This window comes from Youhaiella tibetensis, from assembly GCF_008000755.1.
Classification (GTDB): Bacteria; Pseudomonadota; Alphaproteobacteria; order Rhizobiales; family Devosiaceae; genus Paradevosia; species Paradevosia tibetensis.
On the sequence record NZ_CP041690.1, the window covers coordinates 1,370,967 to 1,392,768 of the forward strand.

18 protein-coding genes are annotated in these 21,802 nt (G+C 62.9%); 11 read left to right on the forward strand and 7 right to left on the reverse strand.

From position 1 onward, the window contains the following. Nucleotides 1-81 precede the first annotated feature (81 nt). Nucleotides 82-2,727 carry an aminopeptidase N gene (gene pepN / locus FNA67_RS06710; protein WP_147655481.1) on the reverse strand — a complete coding sequence of 882 codons (2,646 nt, stop codon included), beginning with the start codon at nucleotides 2,725-2,727 and terminating at the stop codon, nucleotides 82-84. A 331-nt stretch (nucleotides 2,728-3,058) separates the two neighbouring features. On the opposite strand from pepN, the gene FNA67_RS06715 reads away from it, so the two are divergent. From FNA67_RS06715 to FNA67_RS06730, 4 genes are all read left to right on the forward strand, one after another. Continuing rightward, on the forward strand, nucleotides 3,059-4,909 hold the full coding sequence (locus FNA67_RS06715) for an ABC transporter ATP-binding protein (RefSeq protein ID WP_147655482.1): 1,851 nt from the start codon (nucleotides 3,059-3,061) through the stop codon (nucleotides 4,907-4,909). 153 nt (nucleotides 4,910-5,062) lie between these two features. Then, the gene (locus FNA67_RS06720) at nucleotides 5,063-6,934 is read left to right on the forward strand and encodes an ABC transporter ATP-binding protein (RefSeq protein WP_147655483.1); all 1,872 of its coding nucleotides are present in this window, start codon (nucleotides 5,063-5,065) and stop codon (nucleotides 6,932-6,934) included. A 119-nt stretch (nucleotides 6,935-7,053) separates the two neighbouring features. Then, nucleotides 7,054-8,925 carry an ABC transporter ATP-binding protein gene (locus FNA67_RS06725; RefSeq protein ID WP_049704466.1) on the forward strand — a complete coding sequence of 624 codons (1,872 nt, stop codon included), beginning with the start codon at nucleotides 7,054-7,056 and terminating at the stop codon, nucleotides 8,923-8,925. 98 nt (nucleotides 8,926-9,023) lie between these two features. Beyond that, complete coding sequence (locus FNA67_RS06730) at nucleotides 9,024-9,218, forward strand: hypothetical protein (protein ID WP_049704467.1); 195 nt, start codon at nucleotides 9,024-9,026, stop codon at nucleotides 9,216-9,218. Between the two features lie 51 nt (nucleotides 9,219-9,269). Here the strand turns inward: FNA67_RS06730 and FNA67_RS06735 are convergent, their stop codons facing one another. Next, nucleotides 9,270-9,716 carry a pseudoazurin gene (locus FNA67_RS06735; protein WP_147655484.1) on the reverse strand — a complete coding sequence of 149 codons (447 nt, stop codon included), beginning with the start codon at nucleotides 9,714-9,716 and terminating at the stop codon, nucleotides 9,270-9,272. Between the two features lie 153 nt (nucleotides 9,717-9,869). Between FNA67_RS06735 and FNA67_RS06740 the strand changes: the two genes are divergently transcribed. From FNA67_RS06740 to FNA67_RS06750, 3 genes are all read left to right on the forward strand, one after another. Further along, nucleotides 9,870-12,365, forward strand: a complete 2,496-nt coding sequence (locus FNA67_RS06740) for a beta-mannosidase (protein WP_147655485.1) — start codon at nucleotides 9,870-9,872, stop codon at nucleotides 12,363-12,365. 131 nt (nucleotides 12,366-12,496) lie between these two features. Beyond that, complete coding sequence (locus FNA67_RS06745; protein ID WP_049704470.1) at nucleotides 12,497-13,414, forward strand: DMT family transporter; 918 nt, start codon at nucleotides 12,497-12,499, stop codon at nucleotides 13,412-13,414. Between the two features lie 36 nt (nucleotides 13,415-13,450). After that, nucleotides 13,451-14,065: a hemerythrin domain-containing protein gene (locus FNA67_RS06750; RefSeq protein WP_244616504.1), complete on the forward strand. Its 615-nt coding sequence runs from the start codon at nucleotides 13,451-13,453 to the stop codon at nucleotides 14,063-14,065. Nucleotides 14,066-14,086: 21 nt separating this feature from the next. On the opposite strand, the gene FNA67_RS06755 is transcribed toward FNA67_RS06750, so the two are convergent. After that, on the reverse strand, nucleotides 14,087-15,370 hold the full coding sequence (locus tag FNA67_RS06755) for an MFS transporter (RefSeq protein ID WP_147655486.1): 1,284 nt from the start codon (nucleotides 15,368-15,370) through the stop codon (nucleotides 14,087-14,089). 72 nt (nucleotides 15,371-15,442) lie between these two features. On the opposite strand from FNA67_RS06755, the gene FNA67_RS06760 reads away from it, so the two are divergent. Next, nucleotides 15,443-16,042 carry a TetR/AcrR family transcriptional regulator gene (locus tag FNA67_RS06760; protein WP_049704473.1) on the forward strand — a complete coding sequence of 200 codons (600 nt, stop codon included), beginning with the start codon at nucleotides 15,443-15,445 and terminating at the stop codon, nucleotides 16,040-16,042. Nucleotides 16,043-16,095: 53 nt separating this feature from the next. Beyond that, nucleotides 16,096-16,338 (forward strand): DUF2188 domain-containing protein, encoded by a 243-nt coding sequence (locus FNA67_RS06765; RefSeq protein WP_147655487.1) that lies wholly within the window; start codon nucleotides 16,096-16,098, stop codon nucleotides 16,336-16,338. 58 nt (nucleotides 16,339-16,396) lie between these two features. Here FNA67_RS06765 and FNA67_RS06770 read toward each other — a convergent pair whose 3' ends face one another. Next, entirely contained in the window at nucleotides 16,397-16,825 is a 429-nt protein-coding gene (locus FNA67_RS06770; protein WP_049704475.1) for a VOC family protein, read from the reverse strand. Nucleotides 16,826-16,834: 9 nt separating this feature from the next. Further along, on the reverse strand, nucleotides 16,835-17,125 hold the full coding sequence (locus tag FNA67_RS06775; RefSeq protein ID WP_147655488.1) for a DUF3175 domain-containing protein: 291 nt from the start codon (nucleotides 17,123-17,125) through the stop codon (nucleotides 16,835-16,837). Between the two features lie 116 nt (nucleotides 17,126-17,241). Between FNA67_RS06775 and FNA67_RS06780 the strand changes: the two genes are divergently transcribed. After that, nucleotides 17,242-18,099, forward strand: coding sequence for a CHAD domain-containing protein (locus FNA67_RS06780; RefSeq protein WP_147655489.1), 858 nt, complete (start codon nucleotides 17,242-17,244; stop codon nucleotides 18,097-18,099). Between the two features lie 30 nt (nucleotides 18,100-18,129). On the opposite strand, the gene FNA67_RS06785 is transcribed toward FNA67_RS06780, so the two are convergent. Together FNA67_RS06785 and FNA67_RS06790 are read right to left on the reverse strand one after the other, a co-directional pair. Beyond that, the gene (locus FNA67_RS06785; protein ID WP_147655490.1) at nucleotides 18,130-19,410 is read right to left on the reverse strand and encodes an NAD(P)/FAD-dependent oxidoreductase; all 1,281 of its coding nucleotides are present in this window, start codon (nucleotides 19,408-19,410) and stop codon (nucleotides 18,130-18,132) included. An 87-nt stretch (nucleotides 19,411-19,497) separates the two neighbouring features. Beyond that, nucleotides 19,498-21,195: an MFS transporter gene (locus tag FNA67_RS06790; protein ID WP_147655491.1), complete on the reverse strand. Its 1,698-nt coding sequence runs from the start codon at nucleotides 21,193-21,195 to the stop codon at nucleotides 19,498-19,500. A gap of 140 nt (nucleotides 21,196-21,335) precedes the next feature. Here FNA67_RS06790 and FNA67_RS06795 point away from each other — a divergent pair, with 140 nt between their 5' ends. Continuing rightward, complete coding sequence (locus FNA67_RS06795; RefSeq protein ID WP_049704480.1) at nucleotides 21,336-21,797, forward strand: MarR family winged helix-turn-helix transcriptional regulator; 462 nt, start codon at nucleotides 21,336-21,338, stop codon at nucleotides 21,795-21,797. Nucleotides 21,798-21,802 lie beyond the last annotated feature (5 nt).

Here is a 21,802-nt window from a genome sequence, read left to right on the forward strand (position 1 = left end):
CCGCACCGCGCGACCCCGAAATTCATGAGTCACCTGAATCACTTAGCGGGCGAGAAAAATTCTTCCACAGGTAAGGATGCGTTAACCAGCAAGCGTCCTTCCGAGGATGTCGGCCGTATTGCGCGAGAGCGAGCCGGATTCCGCCAATGATTTCAACGCCGATTCGGCCTCTGCGCGTCGGACGGGCTCGTAGTTCCGCCAGATGCGGAAGGCGGTGAGAACGCGCGCTGCGACCTGCGGATTGCGCTTGTCGACATCGGCCACGAACTCGGTGACGAAGCGGAAGCCGGACCCGTCCGGGCGCGCGAACTGAACCGGGTTTGCGTTGGCGAAACTGCCCACCAGCGAACGCAGCCGATTGGGGTTGTTCCTGGGGAAGCTGGGGTCGGCCAGGATGGCCTTGACCCGGTCCAGCGTGGCCTCGTCGGGCACCTGGGCCGAAAGGCTCAGCCACTTGTCCAGCACCAGCGGGTCGGCGGTGTAGAGGGTGCGGAAATCGCCGAGCAGCGCCTGCGCCACCGGCGCGTTGGCATGCACGAGCGCCGCGAGGGCCGCCATGCGGTCGGTCATGTTGGTCGCGGTGCGATAGTGGGCCTCGGCAAGGCTATAGGCACCCTCGGTTCCACCGGCCACCAGTTGGGTCAGGCAGGCATTGCGCAGCGAACGCCCCTGCGTCGCTGCCTGCGCGGTCGAGAACGGGCCCTGGTCTGCCAGTGCGTTGTAGACCGCCAGCAGCTTGTCGTGGAGCCTGTTGCTGATGGCCTTGCGCAGGGCGCTGCGGGCATCGTGGATCGCCTGCGGGTCGACATCAGTGCCGATGGCCTGGGCGATGTTGTCCTCGGTCGGCATCGCCAGCGTCAGCGCCTTGAACGCCGCGTCCCCGCTATTGCCTTCCAGCGTCTCGCCCAATGCCGTGGCGAGGGCGTCGACGCGCCCCTCGTCGGTCAGTCGTCCCCCGGCCTTCACCGCGTCGAGGAGAATGCCGGTGGCAACAGTTTGCAGCGCCTGCCAGCGGTTGAACGGATCGCTGTCGTGCCGGGCGAGGAATAGCTGATCCTCGGCACTCAGCGAGGTCGTGAGCTTGATAGGGGCCGAGAACTCCCGGAAGAGCGAGGGAACAGGGCGATTGGCGATGCCCTCGAAGGTCAGCTCGGCCTTGCCGGTATCGAACATGATGAGGTCGCCCTTGACCTCGGCTCCAGAGACCTTGCTCCAACTCATCGGGCTGCCATTGGGGCCGATCAGACCGAACTTGACCGGGATCAGCATGGCCTGCTTTTCGGGCTGCCCCGGGGTCGGGTCGGTCTTCTGCTCAAGTGTGAGTCGATAGGTCTGGCTGGCGGCGTCGTAGCTGTCGCTCACCGTCACCTGCGGCGTGCCCGCCTGCAGATACCAATGGATGAACTGGTCGAGATTGACCTGGTTGGCGTCCGCAAACGCTGCGATGAAATCCTCGATGGTTGCGGCCTGGCCGTCATGCCGCTCGAAATAGAGATCCATGCCTTTGCGGAAGCCGGCTTCGCCCAGCATCGTGGCGAGCATCCGCACCACCTCGGCGCCCTTCTCGTAGACCGTGGTCGTATAGAAGTTGTTGATCTCGCGGTAATGGTCCGGCCGCGGCGGGTGGGCGAGGGGCCCCGCATCCTCGACGAACTGCGCCGAGCGCAGCAGGCGCACATCCTCGATGCGCTTGACCGGACGAGAGCGCTCGTCCGAAGAGAACTCCTGGTCGCGATAGACGGTCAGCCCTTCCTTGAGGCACAGCTGGAACCAGTCGCGGCAGGTGACCCGGTCGCCGGTCCAGTTGTGGAAATATTCGTGCGCGATGACGCGCTCGACATTGTCGTAGTCGGCATCGGTCGCCGTCTCGGGAATGGCAAAAACCAGCCGGTCGTTGAAGATGTTGAGACCCTTGTTCTCCATCGCCCCGAAGTTGAAGTCGGAAACGGCGACGATGTTGAAGACATCCAGGTCGTATTCGAGCCCAAAGCGCCGTTCGTCCCACGCCATCGAGCGCTTGAGCGCGTCCATGGCATAAAGGCACCGGTCTTCCTTTCCGTGCTCGCAATAGATGGCAAGCGCCACCTGCTTGCCGGAGCTGGTGGTGAAGCTGTCGTGGATCGAGCCCAGGTCGCCCGCGACCATGGCGAAGAGGTAGGAGGGCTTGGGGTGGGGATCTTCCCAGACCGCGAAATGCTTTCCGTCCTCGAAATCCCCCTGGCCGACGGGATTGCCGTTAGCGAGCAGCACCGGAGCCAGTTTCTTGTCGGCGATCATGGTGACGTTGAACGTCGCCAGGTTATCCGGGCGATCGAGGTAATAGGTGATGCGGCGGAACCCTTCCGGCTCGCACTGCGTGCACCAGGTGCCGTTCGACCGGTAGAACCCCATGAGCCTGGTGTTCTTCTCCGGTTCGATCGTCACCGTCGTTTCGAGCACGAAGCGGCGCAGGGGCGGTTCATGGATGATCAGGCTCGAGGGCGTCGCCTCGTAGGCGAGCAGTCCGAGCGGGGCACCATCGATGGCCACGGAATTGAGCAGCAACTCGTCCCCGTCAAGGACGAGCGGCGTGCCGGGCTCGGTTCCCTCGCGCGGCACCACATGCAGCAACGAGTGGATGACCGACTTCTCCGGCGCGATTTCCACCTCCATTTCAACCCGATCGATGAAATACGGGGTCGGCGCATAGTCCTTGAGGAAGATCGTGTGCTCGGTCTCAGTGCGCATGAAGGGCTCCGCAGCTCTTATTCTAAACTATTGAAATTGCTGTTGCCCGTTGGCTACAGCAGACTCGCCGGCTTTGTGTATTCTGTGCGGCTGGCAACCGTTCCTGCTATCTTTCCCGCCGAATCCGGCAGTATTGGGAAAGGGCTGAACGGCCCGCCGGCACGCACCTCGCCTCAGGCCATGTTCCGCGTCAATAGGTGCGTCATCCAAAAAACATCTGGCGGACAAATGTTTCCGCCAACCGCCTTGGTTGAGCTGAACCTCAAACCTACTTGAGGGCGTAGCGCACGCGCTGCACTTCTCTTTCCGGGCGACAACAATGGTGACGGCTATGCTCAAGTGGTTTGAACGCCGCTTAAATCCTTATCCACTGGACCCGCCGGCCGAGCCGCCCAAGGGCCTCGTTGCTTTCTGCCTGCACTACAGCCACGGCGCCAAGAAATGGCTGTTCCTGATGGCCGTCGCCGCCGCCGCCATTGCGGCGGGTGAAATCCTGCTGTTCGGCTTCATCGGCGATGTCGTGAACTGGCTGGCGGAGGCCGATCGCGCCACCTTCATCCAGACCGACGGCTGGAAGCTGGCGCTCATGGGCGCCGTCATTCTCATCGTGCTGCCCGCCTTTGCGTTCATCAGCACCATGACCATGCACCAGACGCTGCTCGGCAACTTCCCGCAGCGCATCCGCTGGATGACCCATCGCTACCTCATCCGGCAGTCGATGACCTATTTCCAGGACGAGTTTGCCGGCCGTATCGCCACCAAGCTCATGCAGACCTCGCTCGCCGTGCGCGAAGTGGTCATGAAGCTGCTCGACATGCTGGTCTACGTGGTCGTCTACTTCACGGGCGCCGTGTTTCTGGCCGCCTCGAGCGACTGGCGCCTGGCCATCCCGTTCCTCTTCTGGCTCGTCGCCTACGTGCTGCTGATGCGCTACTTCATCCCGCGACTGGGCAAGATCGCCGAGTCGCAGGCCGATGCGCGCTCGACCATGACGGGCCGCATCGTGGACAGCTACACCAACATCGCCACGGTCAAGCTCTTCTCGCACTCCAACCGTGAAGAGACCTATGCCCGCGAAGCCATGGACGGGTTCCTCGACACTGTCTACCGGCAGATGCGCATGTTCACCGTGCTCCAGCTTTCGGTGAACTACCTCAATGCCGCGCTCTTCGCCTCGGTCGGCGCCATCGGCATCTGGTCGTGGCTGGGCGGTGGTCTCACCCCCGGCGCGCTTGCCGTCTCGCTCGGCCTCGTCATGCGCTTCCAGGGCATGAGCCAGTGGGTCATGTGGGAAATGTCGGCGCTGTTCGAGAACATCGGCACGGTGCGCGATGGCATCAACTCCATCTCGCTGCCGCGCCTCGTATCTGACCAGCCGGGCGCCAAGGCCATCGGACGCGTCAACGGCCATATCCGCTTCGATGACGTCACCTTCGCCTATGGCGGCAAGAAGGGCGTCATCGAGGGGCTCACCATCGACATCAAGCCCGGCGAGAAGATCGGGCTCGTGGGGCGCTCGGGTGCGGGCAAGTCGACCATCGTCAACCTGCTGCTGCGCTTCTACGACCGCGAGAACGGCCTTATCACCGTCGACGGCACCGACATCGCCACGGTCACCCAGGAATCCCTGCGCGAAAACATCGGCGTGGTGACCCAGGACACGTCGCTCCTCCACCGCTCGGTACGCGAGAACATCATCTACGGCCGTCCCGACGCGACCGACGAGGAGATGGTCGAGGCCGCGCGCCTGGCGGAGGCGGAGGACTTCATCGGCGAACTGGTCGACATGAAGGGCAACCGCGGCTACGACGCCCATGTGGGCGAGCGCGGCGTCAAGCTCTCGGGCGGACAGCGCCAGCGTATCGCCATTGCGCGCGTGCTGCTCAAGAACGCGCCGATCCTGGTGCTGGACGAAGCGACATCCGCCCTCGATTCCGAGGTCGAGGCCGCGATCCAGAGCCAGCTTCAGCACCTCATGCAGGGCAAGACCGTGATTGCCATCGCCCACCGCCTCTCGACCATCGCCGCGATGGATCGCCTTATCGTCATCGATGCTGGCAAGGTGGTGGAGCAGGGCACGCACGCCGAACTCCTCGAACTGGGTGGGCACTACGCCCGCCTCTGGCAGCGCCAGTCCGGCGGCTTCCTCGAACTCGACGAAGACGCCGAAGCGGCCGAATAACCAACCCTTCTATCAACCTCGCACAGGAGAGAGAAATGGCAGGAATTGACAATAGCGCGACCTCGAATTCGGTCAAAAAAGTAAAACGAAAACAATATTGTAAAGCCCAACCCTGATATCAATCCGGGGTGGCGCAACCGAAATGAGAACGAAATGTTCGATCGCGTCATTGCCTATTTCAATACCCGCTACAGCCCCACGGCTCTGGCGAAGGATCCGCAGCCGCCCATGGGGCTGTGGAAGTTCTGCTGGTACTTCATCGGCCAGTTCCGCGGCGCCTTTGCGCTGCGCATGTTCCTCGTAGCCGGCGGCTCCGTCGCCGATGCCATGATGCCGATCTTCGTCGGCCTCATCGTTGGCATGCTCGCTACCACCAATCCCGGCGACATGTTTACGACCAACGGCCAGACGCTGCTGCTGATGGCGACCGTCGTCATGCTCGTGCGTCCGGGCCTCTTCCTCATCGACACGCTGGTGCGCAATCATTCGATCGTGCCCAACATCGTCAACATCGTCCGCTGGCAAAGCCATTGGCACGTCATCCGGCAGAGCTGGACCTTTTTCCAGAACGACTTCGCCGGCCGCATCGCCAACAAGATCATGCAGACGGGCGAAGCCATCGAAACCGGCATCAACCTGACCATCGATGCCGCCTGGTACGCGCTGGTCTTCGTGGTCGTGGCCATCACTGTGCTGGCCCGGCTCGATCCGGTGCTGCTGATCCCCATCGCCATCTGGGGCATCGCCTATGGGGTGCTGTTCCACATTTCCATGCCCCTCATCGCCCACCATTCCGAGCTGCTCTCGGAAGCCAAGTCGGTGATGACCGGCCGGATCGTGGATAGCTACACCAACATCCAGACGCTCAAGACCTTCTCGACCGGCGGGCACGAGGACGCCTACGTTGCCGACTCGATTGTGGAACACACGGTCGAGTTCCGCCGCCTCATGCGGGTCTTCACCTACATGTGGTCGATCCTGTTCTTCCTCAACGCGTTCCTCGTGATCTCGATCACCTGGCTATCGCTGCGCGGCTGGAACGACGGCACGCTCAACGCCGCCGCAGTGGCCACGGCCGTGCCCTTCGCTCTCCAGATCATGAACATGTCCGGCTGGATCCTCGAGATCGGCTCGAACGTCTTCCGCCAGATCGGCAACGTCCGAGACGGCATGGATACCATCGCCCAGCCGATCACCATGCTCGACAAGCCCGAGGCGCCCCCGCTGGCGGTCAATGCCGGCGAGATCGTCTACGACAACGTCTCGTTCAACTACTGGCGAGGCAAGGCCGGCTCGGTCATCGACGATTTCAACCTGCGCGTCGCGCCGGGTGAAAAGATCGGCCTGGTCGGGCGTTCGGGCTCGGGCAAGTCGACCCTGGTCAACCTCGCCCTGCGCATGTTCGACGTGCAGGACGGCTCGATCCGCATCGACGGCAAGGATGTCCGCGACGTCACCCAGGAGAGCCTGCGTGCCGCCATTGGCCTCGTCAGCCAGGACACCTCGCTTCTCCATCGTTCCGTCCGCGAAAACCTCAAGTACGGCCGCCAGGATGCGACCGACGAGCAGATGATCGCGGCGGCCGAGCAGGCGCAGGTGCACGACGTGATCATGGGTCTGGTCGATCCCAAGGGCCGTACCGGCTACGACGCCCATGTGGGCGAAAGGGGCGTCAAGCTCTCGGGTGGGCAACGGCAGCGCATCGCCATCGCCCGCGTCCTGCTCAAGAACGCCCCGATCCTGGTGCTCGACGAAGCGACCTCGGCGCTCGATTCCGAGGTGGAGGCCGCCATCCAGGACCAGCTCCAGAGCCTGATGGCCGGCAAGACGGTGATCGCCATCGCGCACCGCCTCTCGACCATCGCCGCGATGGACCGTCTCGTGGTGCTCGAAAAGGGCCGGATCGTGGAGGAGGGCACCCACGCCGAACTCCTGGCGTCGGGCGGCCACTACGCCCATCTCTGGGAACGCCAGTCCGGCGGCTTCCTCGACCTCGACGCGGTCGAAACGGAAGCGGCGCAGTAACGGGCAGGGGGAGCCACGAACACTGGCTTCCCCACCACCGGAACCCTATCCCCCTTGCCGCCATTAGGTCATGATCTAAGCTCACGACTCTCCAGTCGTTTTTCTCCCCGGCGGCCCGCATGAAGATTATCGACCAGCTCAACCGGACCTTCGAGAACTGGGTCGATCCCTTCGCCCGCAAGGGCGATCTCCAGCCACCGGCGCCGGTCCTCCAGTTCTTCTGGTACTATATCCGCCAGGCCAAGCTGCCCTTCTTCGCGCTGCTGGTCCTCGGTGGGCTGGTCGCACTCGTGGAAGCCGCGCTCTTCTATTACGTGGGGCGTCTGGTCGATATTCTCGATTCCTCCACCCAGGCCTCCGGCTGGCCCGGCCTGCTGGCCGGCTTCGGCCCTGAGCTGCTCTTCATGCTCTTCGTGGTGGTGGTCGCCCGCTTCGTGATCACCTGGCTCTCGGCGGTGGTCGAAGAACAGACGATCAATCTGGGCTTCTATAATCTCGTCCGCTGGCAGGCCTATGCCCATGTCATCCGGCAGAGCCTTAACTTCTTCCAGAGCGATTTTTCCGGCTCCATCGCCTCAAAGGTCTGGCAATCGGGCGGCGCCGTGGGCGATTTCATGGTCAGCCTGCTGCAGGTGGTCTGGTTCATCGCCATTTACGCGCTCACCACCATCATCCTCGTCGGCCAGCTCGATTGGCGCCTTGCCGCCGCCGTGGTGCTCTGGATCGTGATCTTCTCGTTTATGGCCCGCTACTACGTCCCGCGCATGCGCAAGCGCTCTGCCGCCAGCGCCGAGGCGGCTTCGGCCCTCACCGGTCGCATCGTGGACAGCTTTGGCAATATCCAGACACTGAAGCTCTTCGGCACGTCCAAGGGCGATGACGAGTTCGTCCGCGCCGGGTTCGACAATTACATCACCGCCGTGCGCCGTCTTGCCCGCATGCTGGTCGGCGTGCGCAGCGCCATGGCCATGCTCTCGGGCATCATGATCGCCGGTATCGCCGCGCTCTCGGTGCACCTGTGGACGCAAGGGATCGTCACCGTGGGCGGCGTTGCTTTCACCATGGGCCTCATCCTGCGCCTCTACAACCTGCTCGGCCGCATGATGACCCAGCTCAACGGTCTGATGCGCAACTACGGCACTGCCCAGAATTCTGCCGAACTCATTGCCCGTCCGCTCGAACTCCAGGATGTGCCCGACGCGACGCCGCTGGTGGTCACCCAGGCCGCCATCGACTTCAAGGATGTGAGCTTTCACTACGGCCGGGAGACCGGCGTCATCGACCATCTCGACCTGTCGATAAGGCCAGGCGAGCGCATTGGCCTTATAGGCCGCTCGGGGGCGGGCAAGTCCACGCTCGTCAACCTGCTGCTGCGCTTCTATGACCTGCAGGGCGGCAAGATCTTCATCGACGGCCAGGATATCTCCCGCGTCACCCAGGAATCCCTGCGCGCCAATATCGGTGTCGTCACCCAGGACACCTCGCTCCTCCACCGCTCGGTCCGCGCCAACCTCGTCTATGGCCGGCCCGAGGCGTCGGACGACGAAATGATGGCAGCCGCCGCGCTTGCCGAAGCAGACGATTTCATCGAGGCGCTGATCGACCAGAAAGGGCGCACCTCCTACGACGCCTATGTCGGAGAGCGCGGCGTCAAGCTCTCGGGCGGCCAGCGCCAGCGCATCGCCATCGCGCGCGTGCTGATCAAGAATGCCCCCATCCTCGTGCTCGACGAGGCTACCTCGGCTCTCGACAGCGAAGTCGAGGCCGCCATCCAGCAGCAGCTCGAATCCCTGATGGAGAACAAGACCGTCATCGCCATCGCGCACCGTCTCTCCACTATCGCGGCCATGGATCGGCTGGTGGTTCTCGACAAGGGAAGGATAGTGGAGCAGGGCACCCACGCTGAATTGCTGGCGCTCCACGGTCACTACGCCCAGCTCTGGGAGCGCCAGTCCGGCGGCTTCCTCGATAGCGCCGAGGCGGCCCAATAGCTGGTTAACGCCGAGCAGAACTTCTTAACATTTTCCTTAAATCGCCCTTTTGGCCGGCGTGCCACATTCGCGACCGGTTTTGGGGGCGAATTGACAGAATGTTGAAACGGACGATCCGGGTCCTCGGTCCGGACGGTGAGCAGCTTGCCGTCTATGAAATCGAAATCGATCCCTACCGGCACCCGCACGAACTCGACTTCGCCTCCGAGGCGATGGAGCGCTACCGCAAGGATAGCGGCAAGTCGCACGCTGAGCTGATGACGCTCACCTTTCTCGTGCTGCCCGAAGGGTAGCGCCTGTCGGTGGAGAGCGCCTTTCGCTCTCCACACGGGGCGAATGCGGTGTCAGTTGCCGGCCTCGAGATCGGCAAAGATCTTGGCGAAGCGCTCGTTGGCCTTGCCCGGCTGCTTGACGGCCTTGGCCGCCTCCAGGTTTTCCGGCTCGCCCACGACGATCAGTGCAACCATGCCCATTCCGTAGTGCGGCGTGCAGCGGATGCCATAGGCCCCGGCCTCCTCGAAAGTGAAGGTGAAATCCTTCCCGATGGCGCTCTTGAACGGCTCGAACCCTTCGGGAAACATGCCCGGGACCGTCTCGGCATTGTGGCCCTTGCTCGCCGCGACGAAGGTCACCGTGTCGCCCGGCTGGATCCTGGTCAGGGCGGGCTCGAAGACCATCGCACCTTCCGCGCCCTTGTTGAGCATCTTCACCTCGAAATCGGCGGCGAACGCGGGCGAGGCCAGTATAGCTGCGAGAGAGAGGCTGGCCAAGGTGAGCTTGTTGAAATGCATGTGGAGTTCCTCAGTCATATAATATGATTATAATAATCATATTTATTGCTCCTCGATCAACCTATGCTCGCCATTGGCAGCGTCGAGGACTCCGTCTAAGAAACCTCCCGCGCCTCTGAAATCGATTGCGGCGCGGGTTTTCGGGAGGAATTCATGGCGAAGGCCAAGGCCGTTTCGACGGCGAATGCGAGCTATTCTGAAATCGCGCTGTCGGGTGTCTACGCCCTGACCTCACCCAAATACGATGGCGCCTTCGGCATCGACCTGCCGGGCGACGTGCATACGGCGCTGATCGAGGCGGGCGAGATTCCCGATCCCTATTTCGGCGCCAACGAGCAGGACGTGATGTGGGTCAACCACACGCCCTGGAGCGTCGAACGCAACTTCGATGCCGCGCCCGAGGACCTCGATGGTTACCTCACGCTGACGCTTTCGGAAGTCGACTGCATCGCGCGCATCTCGCTCAATGGCGAGTTGATTGCGGAAACCGACAATGCCTTCCGCCGCTACGATTTCGACGTGACGGGCAAGGTCCGCCCGGGCGAGAACCACATTCAGATCGATTTTGCCGTCACTCGCGATGTCGCCAAGGCCCGCGCCCAGGCGCATCCCTTCCCGATCCCCTTTACCAAGAACTACCAGACCAACGGCCTTGAAGGCGTGCACATGAACTTCGTGCGCAAGGTCGCCTGCCATGCCGGCTGGGACTGGGGTATCTGCCTGATGCCGACCGGCGTCTATGGCCGCATGGCCATCCGCAAGAGCCGCCTCGCCCGCCAGGAGAGCGTGCAGGTAGACCAGGCACACGGCAAGAAGTCGGTCGAACTCTCGATCGCCACCCGCGTCTACGCCTTCGCTGAAGGTTCGGTCGAACTCGGTCACACCATTGACGGCCAGGTGATCGCGGACAAGGTGGTGGTGCGCCCGGGCGAAAACGTCTTCGTCCACAACGTCACCATCAAGAACCCGCGCCTCTGGTGGCCGAGCGGGCAGGGTGAGCAGCCGCTCTATGATCTCGTCACCACGCTCGATGGTGAAGTCACCAGCCGGCGGATCGGTCTGCGTAAGCTCGAATGGGTCATCGAGAAGGATGCCATCGACCATTCCTTCAAGGTGCGCATCAACGGCCGCGACATCACGGCGATGGGGGCGAACTGGATCCCCGCCGACGCCATCCCCTCGCGCATCACCGAGCCGGTCGTCCGTGACCTGCTCGAAAGCGCCGTCGCCGCCAACATGAACATGATCCGCATCTGGGGCGGCGGACAGTACGAACCCGACTATTTCTACGACCTGTGCGACGAACTCGGTCTCCTCGTCTGGCAGGACTTCATGTTCGCCTGCATGAGCTACCCTTCAAACCGCGAATTCCTCGACAATGTCCGGGTCGAGATCACCCAGCAGGTCCGGCGCCTGTCCCACCATGCCTGTATCGCCCTCTGGTGCGGCGACAACGAAGTGATCGGGTCGCTCACCTGGTACGACGAGACCAAGGCAAATCCCGAGCGCTACCTCGCCAATTACGACCGCATGAGCTCGATGCTCCAGTCGATCGTGGAAGACGAGGATCCCGCCCGCCGCTTCTGGCCATCCTCTCCCTCGCTCGGCTACCTCGATTTCTCGGACGGCTGGCACTCGGACACGCGGGGCGACCTGCACTATTGGGACGTCTGGCACTCGGCCAAGCCGTTCGAGGCCTATCGCACCGTCAATCCGCGCTTCGCTTCCGAGTTCGGCTTCCAATCCTTCACCTCGATGAACGTCATCGAGACGTTCACCACCCCCGAGGACCGCAACCCCTCCTCGCCGGTGATGGAGAACCATCAGCGCAACGACGGCGGCAATGCCCGCATCCTCGAAACCATGTGCCGGTACTTCCGTTTCCCGGCCACTTTCGAGCAGATGGTGTTCCTGTCCCAGATCCAGCAGGGACTGGCGATCAAGACCGCCATCGAATACTGGCGCTCCACCAAGCCGCGCTGCATGGGCACGCTCTTCTGGCAGATCAACGACACCTATCCGGTGGCGAGTTGGGCGAGCCTCGACTATGGCGGGCAGTGGAAGCTTCTCCACTACATGGCCCGGCGCTTCTTCCTGCCGGTTAACGTCGTCGCCGTGCCTGACAAGGAAAAGGGCGATATCGTCCTCAAGGGGATCAACGACACCGCGTCTCGGGCCGAGATCAGCCTCGAGGTCCGGATCGTCAATGTCGACGGCTCGTCCACGACCGTGCACGACAAGCGCGGCAAGATCGGCCCCGACGCCGCGGCCGAACTCGCGCGCGTGCCACTGAACAACCTCGGCGACGGGGACTTCCTCGCCTTTTCCTGGACTGGCGAGGACGGAAATCTGCTGGGCGAGAACGACTTCTTTCCGCGCGCCTACAAATACTATGACGTTCCCGATGCCAAGGTGAAGGCGGCCTGGTCCACCCAGGACGGAGCACCGGTTCTGACCCTCACTGCCGATCGCCCGGCCTTCTTCGTCACCGCATCGGTGGATGTTCCCGGCTACTTCTCGGACAACGCACTGACCCTCGTGCCGGGCCGCGAAACCCGCCTCACCTTCACGCCGCGCCACGGCGCCAAGGTCACCCAGAAAGCCCTCGCCTCCAGCTTGCGCATCCGGCATCTGCGAGAGACATACTGAGCCCGTCCAGCCCGAGGGGGCGCTGCCCCCTCGCGCGTTGGCTACAGGCCAACGCTCCTTGCGATTGACAACGCCTCCAATCTCCCCCAACGCTAGTTCCGCGCCTTCTCCTAGCGCGTTCGGAACCTGACATGACCATCGCCGTCGCGCCCGTGCAGGAGCGCCGCCTCTATGGCATCGGCCTCGTGCTGATCGCCTATTTCGTCTTCACGATGATCGACTCTTCGGCGAAATGGCTGGCGCAAAGCGGTATGCCGACGCCGCAGTTCATATTCGCGCGTTACGCCGTTCATTTTCTGCTCATAACCGCGCTGATTGCACCCAGGCAGGGCGTTGCGCTGGTCCGCACGGGCAACCTGAAACTGGAAATCCTGCGCGGCCTGCTGCTCCTGGGCGTCACGGTCTGCAACTTCCTCGCCGTCCAGTTCCTGCCCCTCACCACGACCGGTTCGATCAATTTCACCATGCCGCTGATGCTGTGCGCGCTTTCCGTACCGCTCCTTGGCGAGCATGTCGGATGGCGGCGGTGGACTGCGATTTTCGTTGGTTTCCTTGGTGTTATCGTCATCGTCCGCCCGGGAACCGATGCCTTTCACCCGGCAGCCCTGCTTTCGCTGATGGGCGCCTGCGGCTCGGCGCTCTACTTCATCCTGACGCGAAAACTGGCCGGCGTGGATTCGGCCGCCACCCAGCAGTTCTATTCCGGCCTCATCGCCACGCTCTGCCTGGCGCCGTTTGCCTTCCAGAACTGGATCTGGCCCTCTACCTCCGCCGATTGGTTCGCCTTCGCCCTGATCGGCGTTGCCGGCCTGACCGGCCACCAGCTCTTCTCAATCGCCGCGCGCTACGCACCGGCGACCACCCTGGCTCCCTTTGCATACCTCCAGATTGTCTACATGACGCTTTCGAGCTGGCTGATCTTCAACCAGCCGCCCGATTTGGGCATCTACCTGGGTGCTCCGATCGTCATCGGTTCGGGCCTCTACATCTGGTGGCGGGAGCGTTCCATGGGGCGCAAGACCGTCACGGCGATCGGCGAGGTCGAATGATACTTCGGCACCTTTTGGTGCCGTCTTGAGGCTGCCGTGGGCAGGGCTTACCTTGCCGCCATGAAAACCGCTCCCGAACTGTGGCTGCCCAATCGCACCGCCAAACTGCCTGCCGACATCGCCTACCTGCGCGAAAAATATCCGCGCGAAACCTGGGACGAGCACCGCAATTTCGGCCAGACGGCCGCGTTCTGGCTGCAGATGCACAACATGTTCCGCGAACTCGGTGGCATGCTGAAGACAGCTACGCATGAGTTCCGCGAAGGTGCGCTCGACCCTGACGAGTTCCACCGCTTCTTCGCCCCGCGCCTGCGCTACTTTCTCCAGCACCTGGAGGGGCATCACCAGGTCGAGGACTACAACTACTTTCCCCTGTTCCGCAGCTACGACAAGCGCATGATCGTCGGCTTTGATCTCCTCGAGGAAGATCACGAAGTCATCCACGACCTGCTGTTGTCATCCGCCCAGACGGGGCAGGCGATGCTGGCGGCCCTCCATACCGAGGGCGACGCCCGCCGCTTCGCGGCGGACGCATATGCCGACAATTCCGACAAGCTGCTCAACTGGCTCCTGCGCCACCTCGACGACGAGGAGGACCTGGTCATCCCCTCGATCCTCGAATACACCGAAGGCGCCCTGTTCGGGCATTGATGCCCGAGCAGGTGGCCGATGCTACGCTGCCACCGGGCATGCCTTGAGCGTTTCGTCCTTGGCGCTGTTGATCGAGATGGCCATGCCGGCTGCGATAAGGCCCGTAATGCCCGCGATGAGGAAGGCCAGGGCGTAATCGCCCTGCCATTGACGCATCACCCCGCCGAATAACGCCGCAAACGCCGCGCCCACCTGGTGCCCGGCCACGATCCAACCGAAAACCATCGGACCATTGCGGTCTCCGAACGCCTCATTGGTGAGCCGCAGGGTAGGGGGCACGGTCGCGATCCAGTCAAGCCCGTAAAAGATCGCAAAAATCGTCAGCGTCCACCCGCTGAACCCCGAGTAAGGCAGGAAGAACAGGGATAGGCCCCGTATTCCGTAATAGACCACCAGCAGCTTGCGCGGATCGAACCGGTCCGTCAGCCAGCCCGAGAATGTGGTGCCGAGGAGATCGAAAATACCCATCAAGGCCAGCAGTCCGGCTGCCTGCACCTCCGGGATGCCCATGTCGCCGCAATAGGCGATAAGGTGCGTTCCAACCAGGCCATTGGTGGTGAAGCCGCAGATGAAGAACGTGCCGAACAGCAGCCAGAACGTCCGCGTCCTCGCCGCGTCGAGCAGCGTGCGCAGGGTCGCCACGACGAAATTGCCCTTCGGCGCCTGCGGGAGCGGCTCATCCTCGGTGGCCCCGAATCTGCGCTGTCCGATGGAAATGGGCCGCTCGGGCACGAGGAGATAGACGATCGGCGCCATCACGGCCGCCGCGATGCTCACGGTGATCACGACCGGTTGCCAGCCGCCATACTGTGCGAGGGCTGCCAGGACAGGCAGGAACACCAGCGTTCCGGTGGCGGTGCTCGCCGACATCAACCCCATCATCAGTCCGCGATTGGTCTTGAACCAGCGGTTGACGATCGTGGCACCCAACACCGTCGCCGCAGACCCCGTCGCCAATCCGGAAATGACGCCCCAGGTGAGGACAAGATGCCATGGCTCGCTCATCATGAGGCTGGCTGCCGTTGAAGCCGACATGATCAGCAGCGCGCTCACCAGCGTTCGCCGCAGCCCTATGCGATCCATGAGCGCTGCCGCGAACGGGCCGGAAAGACCAAAGAGGAAAATTCCGATAGCAGCGGCGAGCGAAATGGTGTCGCGCCCCCATCCGAACGCCTCTTCGAGCGGCAGCATCAGCACGCCCGGCGAAGAGCGAACCGCGGCGGAGACCAGGAGCACGAAGAACGTCACTCCAGCGACCACGAAGGCATAGTTCTGGCCAAAGGGCCGCTTGCGGGCTATTGTCATGTTACTAACCGGTACGTATCTGAGGTTGGCGACGGTACGTACCGGTCAGTAACATTGTCAAGAGAATAAGTGATGGCTTCCTCAACCGAAGTGCGCCCGCCTCGCGCGGCCGACAAGATCCTCGATACGGCCTGGGACCTGTTCTATCGCATCGGCATCAGGGCCGTGGGCGTCGACGAAATCGTCAAGCGAGCGGGCGTCACCAAGCCGAGCCTCTATCGCAGCTTCCCGTCAAAGGATGAACTCGCTGCGACGTATCTGCGCCAGTACGACGCCGACTTCTGGGCCCGTTTCAATAATGCCGCCGCCGCCCATCCGGGCGATCCACGAGCTCAGTTGCGTGCTTTTCTGGAGCCCATCGCCGAAAGGGCGCGTAAGACGGGCTCGCGCGGCTGCGGGCTCACCAACGCTATTGTCGAATACCCCGAACACGACAATCCCGCCCGTCAGGTGGCCGTATCCAACAAGGTCGAACTGCGTCGCCGGCTGGTCGAGATGGCGCGGGAGATGGGGGCCGAGGAACCCGAAGTCCTAGGAGATGGCCTCCACCTGCTGCTCGAGGGTGCCTACGTGACCAACCAGATGTTTCAGCCCGGCGGGCCCGCTCGCCACCTCGTCGAGGCCGCCGACCGCTTGATCGAAGCAAGCCTGAAGACCAGGGGCGCCGGTTGAGGCAACTCAAAGCGGGGTGGGCGCGTTCCTGCACCGCAATGGAGGGAACGACCATGTCCCAGGAAATCAAATACGAGATCGTCCAGCACGACGGCGGCTGGGCCTATAAGCTCAACGGCGTCTTTTCAGAGCCGTTTCGCACGCACGATGCCGCCCTTGCCGCTGCCCGCGAAGCCGCTTCCCGTCAGGAGCTTCCCGACGAAACCCGCGATATTCTCTACGAAGATGATCGCGGCGTCTGGCACAGCGAGGAGTCGGAGGGCGACGACCGGCCCGACGCCGAAGTGATCCCCTGATTGACGACCGGGCGCCGGGAGAGCGTGAGGTCCCCTGGCGCCCAAGTCGGTAACGGCGTCACGCTGCCGTTGGCTGCTGTACGCCTTCCTGCCACGGATTATAGGTGCCGATGCACCACAGATATCCTTCAGGGTCGTAGCAGAAGAACGAGTCCCCACTTTCCGTGTCGCGGCGCAATTCGCCAACGATCATGCCACCGGCAAGCGCGACCTTGTCGAAGACTGCCTGGGCGTCATCGACCACGAGATAAGGGCTCTGCGTCACCCCGCGGAGGGTTTTGGGCGTTGACTGCAACTGGTTGAAGTCGTTGTCCTTGGGCGAACCCAGCATGATCATGCCGTCGCCTAGGGTGAGTTCTGCATGCGCGATCCCGCCCTTTCCGTCCTCGAAAACCGCACGCCTGGTAAACCCGAACGTATCGCAGAGCCAGTCGATCATGCGCGGTGCATCTTCGTAGATCAGGGAGGGGATGATGAGGCTTCCCATTTTGCTCTCCTAATGTTTGGTGGGTCGGTCGAAGTCCTTGCGCAGTTCGTCCTTGGCGGCCTCGAGCGTCTTGCGCTTGTCGGCGTCGAGATTCTTGCCTGCGCGGTTGATGTAGAACGTCAGCATCGACATCGCGGACTGGTAAGGGCTTACCTTGCGCCGATGGCTTTCCTCGGCCGACCGTTTGAGGGAGTCCGCGATTTCTTTCGGATCGTCCGAGGCAAAAATGTTTGGCTCGAGATCAAGCGCATCGCTGTGTTCGGTCACGTCCGCTGACCATTTCTTTTCGGTCCGCGTCATCGCGTCGTCCTCCCATTGTGATGAGAGCAAAACCCCTCCAGCAGCGCTGGGTTCCAAATCGTTTGATTGTGACGGTCGAGTGCCTTCTGGTGTCCTGAGGAACGAGGAAGCGTCGAATGCCCTTCAAATTCACCGCCGACGAGACGGTCGAAGCCTGCTTGCGGCGCATAGTGATCGAGCAGGCACAAAAGGCCTCGCAGGCCGCGCGTGGAGGCGCGGAGAACCCGCAGGCAGCCATTCACTCCATCCGCCGGCGCTGTAAGAAGATCCGGGCGGCGCTGCGGCTGGTCCGGGCCAGCTTCGATGACTATCGCAAGGAAAACATCGCGGTGCGTGACGCTGCCCGCAAGCTGGGCCAACTCCGCGACCGACCTGTCGCCCTCCAGACCTATGACATGCTGGTGCGCGAGGAGGCGGCGTCACCCGATCCGAAAGAACGCGAGAACCTCCTGGCTCAACTCGCTACGACCAGCACCGAAGATCCAATTGCGGCGCTCATCGATTTCGCTGCTGCTATCGATGCGCTCTCCGAACGCGCCCAGCGCTGGACGGTCCGGCGCAGTGGCTTCAGGGCGCTGGAGGGAGGGATCGGGCAAACCTACCACCGCACGCGCAAAGCCCTGAAGCGCGCGCACAGACACCCGACTGCGGTCAATCTTCACGATTGGCGCAAGCTCACCAAATATCACGGTCACCACCTGGGCCTGATCAGCGCGAGCGCGCCGCATATTCTCCTGGCCTCGCGCAGTGCCGCCAACGATCTGGCCGACGTGCTCGGCCGCCATCACGACCTCGACATGCTGGCCGGATATCTCGGCGAGGAAACGGTTTTGGCCCCCGTCCTGATCCGGCGAAAGGCCGAACTGGAAGCGGAGAGCTTCCGGCTTGGCGCCGAATTGACCGCTGAATCGCCGGAGGCTTTCCGGGCCCGGTGTGCCAGCTACTGGGAAGAATGGACCGCCGAAAAGCAGTGAGCGGGCCAGGCGGCCCGCTCTTGCATGTCCTTAGGGCCGGTGTTCCCAGCGCCCGCTCGCATCGCCCTGGGTGATGAGCCGGGCGCTGCGGCGCCCGGAGAGCAACTGCAGCAGCCAGGTGATCGACACGAAGAGCCGGTTCTTGACGCCGATGAGGAAGTAGATGTGGGCCACGCCCCACACCCACCAGGCCAGAAAGCCCTTGAGCTTGAGCCAACCAAAGTCAATCACCGCGGCACGCTTGCCGATCGTCGCCAGATCGCCTGCATGCTTGTAGACGAAGGTGGGCGGGGTCTCGCCTGCCACGCGCGCCTTGATGGTCGCCGCGGCATGCTTGCCGCCCTGCTTGGCAGCATCGCCCACGCCCGGCACCGGCCGCCCATCGGCCCGCAGCGCCAGGGCTGTATCGCCGATCACGAAGATGTCGGGATAGCCGGGCACCGTCAGGTCCGGGTTGACCTTTACGCGCCCGGCACGGTCGGATTCGACGCCCAGCCACTTTGCGGCCGGCGATGCCTGAACGCCCGCCGCCCAGATCACGGTCTTGGTCTCGAGCCGCTTGCCGCCATAAACAACCCCGCTCGGATCGATCTCGGTCACCGCATGGCCGAGTTCGACTTCCACCCCAAGCTTGCGCAGCGCTTCGAGCGCGTAGGCGGAAAGCTCCGGAACGAAGTTGAGGAGTACGCGATCCGCTGCTTCGATCAGCACGACACGTGCCTCTTCCGGGCGGATATTGCGGAATTCGCCACGCAGGCTGGCTTCAGCCAGTTCCACGATCGTACCGGCCAGTTCGACGCCGGTCGGGCCGGCGCCGATGATGACGAAGGTCAGCAACGCCTTGCGGCGGGCCTCGTCGGGCTCGCGCTCGGCCTGTTCGAAGGCAAGCAGCAGGCGGCGACGGATCGCCGTGGCGTCTTCGAGGGTCTTGAGGCCCGGCGCATTCGGTTCCCACTCGTCGTGGCCGAAATAAGCGTGCCGGGCACCCGTTGCCAGGATCAGGCTGTCGTAAGGCACCCGGGCGCCATCTTCGAGGATGACCTGCCTGGCCTCCTTGTCGACGCCAGCCACGCTCCCGAGCAGGGTCTTGATGTCGTTCTTGCCACGGACCAGGCTGCGGATCGGCCAGGCGATGTCCGAAGTCGTCAGCGCTGCCGTTGCCACTTGGTAGAGCAGGGGCTGGAACAGGTGGTGGTTGCGCCGGTCGATCAGCGTGATGTCCAGACCGCTGCCGGCGAGCTTCTGGGCGGCCATGAGGCCGCCGAAACCGCCGCCGACGATGACGACCCTGTGTGTGGAATTGCCAGTCATTTTATTGAGCCCTCTGACGTCGCTCAACCCATAGGTATGCGCGACCCTCGTTAAGGCAATCCCGTCCCCTTCAAGACTGCCATGCGTTCATTCGGCAGCTTCAAGGGCTGCCTCCTCGATCGCTTCCTGCTTGCGGGTCGATCCGCCCAGCCACGACGCAAGCGCCGAAAGCAGGTAGAGCAGCATCGAGATCGAAAACGCGATCTTGATGCCGACCATGAACGGTCCGGAAAGCAGGTCCGGGAAGAACTTCTGGCCCGTGATGACGGCTGCATGATCCGGCGAAAGTGCCGAAAGAGCCGCTGCGGGGATCAGCTCACCCATTGGATTGTAACCGAGGAAGGCTGCAAATAGGCTAGCAACCGGCGGAGCGCTAGCGACTTGCGCTGCGACATCCTGAGGCAGGCCCTCCGCGACGAGCCGCACTTCCATCGTTCCGGGCAGGCTCATGGCAAGCCCGATGATCATCAGCGTAAAGAAGATGCCGATGGATAGCACCTGCCCGGCATTGAGGGTCGTCGCCCGCACGCCCGAGGCCTGGCCGCGCTCGCTGGCGGGCACCGCGTTCATGATCTGCGTGCTGTTGGGCGCGCTGAAAAGCCCGGTCCCGACCCCGTTGAGGAAGAGCAGCGCCGCAAAGATCGGGTAGGGGAAATCCGCATCGAGCAGCATCATTCCCAGGAACGTTACCGCCCCCAAAAGCATGCCCAGCGTGGCGAAAAGTCGCGAGCCGAAGCGGTCTGCAAGAAGCCCGGCAACCGGTCCCGCCAGCAGGATGCCCAGGGTGAGCGGCAACATGAAGATGCCGGCCCAGAGCGGAGTGCTTTCGAAGGAGTAGCCGTGCAAGGGCAACCAGATGCCCTGCAGCCAGACGATCAGCATGAACTGCAGTCCGCCGCGACCGATCGAGGACAGCATGCTCGCCGAGACACCCGCCGTGAACGGCCGGATGCGGAAAAGCTTGAGATCGAACATCGGCAGCGCCACGCGCTTTTCGATGGCGACGAACGCCACCAGGAAAATCAGTCCGAAACCGAGCTCGGCTAACACCTTGGGACTGCCCCAGGCCATCAGCGATGCTCCGTGAGGCTGGATGCCGTCATTGACGCCGACGAGCACGAGCACCAGGCCGATGGCAAAGGTGATATTGCCCCACCAGTCGTGCTTGCTGCGCCCCTTGGGTGCCACGCGATCGCGCAGCATCATTAGGCCCCAGGTCGCTCCAACGACGCCGATCGGCACGTTGATCCAGAAGATCCAGCGCCAGTTGATGTCCGCCAGAACGCCGCCCAGGATGAGGCCGATGAACTGTCCGGCAATCGCCGCCATCGTGTTGATGCCCAGGGCGAAGCCGCGCTCATGGGGCGGAAACGCATCCACCAGGATGGCGGTGGACGTGGCCGTGATCATCGCCCCGCCGACGCCCTGCAGAATGCGCATCCACACCAGGTAGGCTGCCGCATTGGAGCCGGTTGGCATGAAGCTCAGGAAGAGGGCGGCGATGGTGAAGATGACGAAGCCGATATTGTAGATCCTGGCTCGGCCGAACATGTCGCCGAGACGCCCGAAGGTCACCACCAGCACCGAGGTCACCACCATGTAGCCCATGATGGTCCAGAGCAGCGTGTTGGTGTTGCCGGGGTCGAGCGGATGCAGGCCGATGCCGCGGAAAATCGCGGGCAGGCTGATCAGGATGATCGAGGAATTCACCGCCGAGGCGAGAACGCCCAGCGTCGTGTTCGATAGCACCATCCACTTATGGGTGCCTGGTTGTGCTGATGTCATTGCAGGAAACGAAATGTCGGTTTCGGCTGCCGGGCAGGGGAGGCGGCCCGGATGGTCGTGTCCCGCGGTAGTCGGAGGGAATCGGAACGTGCCCTCGTCACGCATTTGCATGCTTATAATTAGTATGCTAATTAATTGCTATGACTGATTTTGCAAACCTGCTACGCGATTTCACCGCGGACATCGCGGTCAGCCACCGGCTGTGGAAGAAGATGTCGCGTCACGTCGTGGTCACGCATGGCGTCACCGAAGCCCAGGCGATTCCGCTGGTCTGGATCAGTCGCATGGGCGAGAACGTCCATCAGAACGTCCTGGCCGACCGTTGCGGTATTGAGGGGGCGTCGCTGGTCCGCCTGCTCGATGATCTTCAGAAGGCCGGTTTCGTGACCCGCACGCCGGATCCGGACGACCGCCGCGCCAATCTTTTGCGCCTGACCGAGCGGGGCAAGACCGCGGCCCGCAACATCGAGACGGACATGGATCGCTTTCGCGAGGATCTCCTCGCCAAGGCCGACCCGGCAGACATCGAGGCGGCCATGCGGGTTTTCGCGCTGATCAAGGCGGCTTCCGAAGCGGGCAAATCCCTCGATCCGGCCGCCTGACGCAT

Bases quoted from the DNA above. Each gene is read 5' to 3' on its own strand.
- pepN (WP_147655481.1), bottom strand. From the start codon at position 2,727: ATGCGCACTGAGACCGAGCACACGATCTTCCTCAAGGACTATGCGCCG.
- FNA67_RS06715 (WP_147655482.1), top strand. From the start codon at position 3,059: ATGCTCAAGTGGTTTGAACGCCGCTTAAATCCTTATCCACTGGACCCG.
- FNA67_RS06720 (WP_147655483.1), top strand. From the start codon at position 5,063: ATGTTCGATCGCGTCATTGCCTATTTCAATACCCGCTACAGCCCCACG.
- FNA67_RS06725 (WP_049704466.1), top strand. From the start codon at position 7,054: ATGAAGATTATCGACCAGCTCAACCGGACCTTCGAGAACTGGGTCGAT.
- FNA67_RS06730 (WP_049704467.1), top strand. From the start codon at position 9,024: ATGTTGAAACGGACGATCCGGGTCCTCGGTCCGGACGGTGAGCAGCTT.
- FNA67_RS06735 (WP_147655484.1), bottom strand. From the start codon at position 9,716: ATGCATTTCAACAAGCTCACCTTGGCCAGCCTCTCTCTCGCAGCTATA.
- FNA67_RS06740 (WP_147655485.1), top strand. From the start codon at position 9,870: ATGGCGAAGGCCAAGGCCGTTTCGACGGCGAATGCGAGCTATTCTGAA.
- FNA67_RS06745 (WP_049704470.1), top strand. From the start codon at position 12,497: ATGACCATCGCCGTCGCGCCCGTGCAGGAGCGCCGCCTCTATGGCATC.
- FNA67_RS06755 (WP_147655486.1), bottom strand. From the start codon at position 15,370: ATGACAATAGCCCGCAAGCGGCCCTTTGGCCAGAACTATGCCTTCGTG.
- FNA67_RS06760 (WP_049704473.1), top strand. From the start codon at position 15,443: ATGGCTTCCTCAACCGAAGTGCGCCCGCCTCGCGCGGCCGACAAGATC.
- FNA67_RS06765 (WP_147655487.1), top strand. From the start codon at position 16,096: ATGTCCCAGGAAATCAAATACGAGATCGTCCAGCACGACGGCGGCTGG.
- FNA67_RS06770 (WP_049704475.1), bottom strand. From the start codon at position 16,825: ATGGGAAGCCTCATCATCCCCTCCCTGATCTACGAAGATGCACCGCGC.
- FNA67_RS06775 (WP_147655488.1), bottom strand. From the start codon at position 17,125: ATGACGCGGACCGAAAAGAAATGGTCAGCGGACGTGACCGAACACAGC.
- FNA67_RS06780 (WP_147655489.1), top strand. From the start codon at position 17,242: ATGCCCTTCAAATTCACCGCCGACGAGACGGTCGAAGCCTGCTTGCGG.
- FNA67_RS06785 (WP_147655490.1), bottom strand. From the start codon at position 19,410: ATGACTGGCAATTCCACACACAGGGTCGTCATCGTCGGCGGCGGTTTC.
- FNA67_RS06790 (WP_147655491.1), bottom strand. From the start codon at position 21,195: ATGACATCAGCACAACCAGGCACCCATAAGTGGATGGTGCTATCGAAC.
- FNA67_RS06795 (WP_049704480.1), top strand. From the start codon at position 21,336: ATGACTGATTTTGCAAACCTGCTACGCGATTTCACCGCGGACATCGCG.